Raw genomic sequence first — 2,718 nt, 5'->3', positions numbered from 1 at the left:
CGGCTGCCACGTCCCCGCGCGGGACGGCCCCTCGCCCCGCCCGCAGCGCATCCCGGCCCGCCCCACCTCGTTCCCGGGCGCCGACCCGCGCGGCGGTAGTCTTGACTCTCGCCCGACACCACCCGTAGACGACCAGTGAGGCCCCCTGTGCAGACCCATGAGATCCGGCGCCGCTTCCTCGACCACTTCGTCCGCGCCGGACACACCGAGGTCCCCAGCGCGTCACTGGTCCTGGACGATCCCAACCTGCTGTTCGTCAACGCCGGCATGGTCCCGTTCAAGCCCTACTTCCTCGGCCAGGAGACGCCGCCGTACGCCACCGCGACGTCCATCCAGAAGTGCGTGCGCACCCTCGACATCGAGGAGGTGGGCATCACCACCCGTCACAACACCTTCTTCCAGATGGCCGGGAACTTCTCCTTCGGCGACTACTTCAAGGAAGGGGCCATCCGCCACGCGTGGTCGCTGCTGACGTCCTCGCTCGACGACGGGGGCTTCGGCATCGACCCCGCGCTGCTGTGGGTCACCGTCTACCTCGACGACGACGAGGCGTACGGCATCTGGCGCGACGTGATCGGCGTGCCCGAAGAGCGCATCCAGCGGCGCGGCATGACCGACAACTACTGGTCCATGGGCGTGCCCGGACCCTGTGGACCGTGCTCGGAGATCTTCTACGACCGCGGACCGGCCTACGGAGTCGACGGCGGGCCGGAGGCCGACGAGGACCGCTACATCGAGATCTGGAACCTCGTGTTCATGCAGAACGAGCGCGGCGAGGGCTCCGGCAAGGACGCCTTCGAGATCCTCGGCCCGCTGCCCAAGCAGAACATCGACACCGGCATGGGCGTCGAGCGCGTCGCCTTCCTCCTCCAGGGCGTCGAGAACGTCTACGAGACCGACCTGCTGCGCCCGGTCATCGACACCGCGGAGCGCCTGTCCGGCGCGAAGTACGGCGCCGACAGCGCCTCGGACGTGCGGTTCCGCGTGATCGCCGACCACGCCCGCACCGCCTACATGCTCATCTCCGACGGCGTGACCCCCGGCAACGAGGGCCGCGGCTACATCCTCCGTCGCCTCCTGCGGCGCATCGTCCGCTCCGTGCGCCTCCTCGGCGCGTCGGGGGAGACCATGGCCGAGTTCATGGCCACCGTCCGGGACGCGATCGGTCCCTCGTTCCCCGAGACCGTCGCCGGCTACGAGCGCATCGAGCGGATCGCCGTGGCCGAGGAGGCCGCCTTCCTCAAGACCCTCGAGTCCGGCACCCAGCTCTTCGAGCGCGCCGCCGAGTCCGCCCGCCGGTCCGGCGCCGCGGTGCTCTCCGGCCAGCAGGCGTTCGCCCTCCACGACACCCACGGGTTCCCGATCGATCTCACCCTCGAGATGGCCTCCGAGGCCGGGCTGCAGGTCGACGAGGAGGGCTTCCGCTCGCTCATGTCCGAGCAGCGCGCCCGCGCCAAGGCCGACTCGCAGGCCAAGAAGCACGCCCACGCCGACCTGTCCGTCTACCGCGACTTCCTCGACGCCGGCGAGACCGTCTTCACCGGCTTCACCGACCTCACCGACGAGTCGCGCCTGCTGGGCATCGTCTCCGGCGGCCGGGCCGTCGCGGTGGCCCGCGAGGGCGACGAGGTGGAGTTCGTGCTCGACCGCACCCCGTTCTACGCTGAGTCCGGCGGCCAGCTGGGCGACCGCGGCATGATCTCCACCGCCGGCTTCCAGATGCGCGTCGACGACGTGCAGAAGATCGGCAAGAAGCTCTGGATCCACAAGGGCGTCCTCACCGGGGGCGAGGTCGAGGCCGGGCAGCTCGTCACCGCCGCCGTCGACCCCGAGTGGCGCAAGGGCGCCACCCAGGGCCACTCGGCCACCCACCTCGTCCACGCGGCGCTGCGCCAGATCCTCGGGCCCGAGGCCGTCCAGGCCGGTTCGCTCAACAAGCCCGGCTACATGCGGTTCGACTTCAACTGGTCCGGCTCGATCCCCGCCGACGTCCTCGCCCAGATCGAGGAGGTCACCAACTCCGCCGTCGACGCCGACTACGGCGTCAACACCATCGAGACCACCCTCGACGAGGCCAAGCGCATGGGCGCCATGGCCCTGTTCGGCGAGAACTACGGGTCCACGGTCCGGGTGGTGGAGATCGGCGGCCCGTTCTCCATGGAACTGTGCGGCGGCACCCACGTCAGCAGCTCCGCACAGATCGGTCCCGTCAGCCTGCTCGGCGAGGCGTCCGTCGGGTCCGGCATCCGGCGTGTCGAGGCCTACGTCGGCATGGACGCCTACCGCCACCAGGCCCGCGAGCGCGCTCTCGTGTCCGGCCTCGCGACCTCGCTCAAGGCGCCTGCCGACGAGCTGCCCGACCGCATCGCCGCGCTGACCGCCAAGCTGCGCGAGACCGAGAAGGCCCTCGAGTCGCTGCGCGCGGCCCAGCTGGCCTCCCAGGCCGGCGACCTGCTCGCCTCGGCCGAGGACCTCGACGGTGTCCGGTTCCTCGCCCACAGCGCCCCCGGCGGTGCCGCCGGCGACCTGCGCACCCTCGCGTCCGACCTCAAGGGCCGCCTCGGCTCCGACGCGGGCGTCGTCCTCCTCACCGCACCCGGCCAGGACAAGGTGCCGTTCGTCATCGCCGTCACCCCGGCCGCCCAGGAGCGCGGTCTCCGGGCCGGCGACCTCGTCAAGGCGATCTCCCCGGCGCTCGGCGCCCGCGGCGGCGGCAAG

At 71.4% G+C, this 2,718-nt stretch carries 1 protein-coding gene; it reads left to right on the top strand.

The window, feature by feature from the left end:
* Positions 1–147: 147 nt before the first annotated feature.
* Positions 148–2,718: alanine--tRNA ligase (alaS, locus tag G6030_RS13845; RefSeq protein ID WP_182643524.1), on the top strand; the 2,571-nt coding region annotated here is incomplete at its 3' end.

It is taken from the genome of Dietzia sp. E1, assembly GCF_014145015.1.
GTDB classification, from domain to species: domain Bacteria; phylum Actinomycetota; class Actinomycetes; order Mycobacteriales; family Mycobacteriaceae; genus Dietzia; species Dietzia cinnamea_A.
The sequence above is the reverse complement of the archived record's forward strand: the minus strand, read 5'-3'. Positions and strand labels throughout refer to the sequence as shown.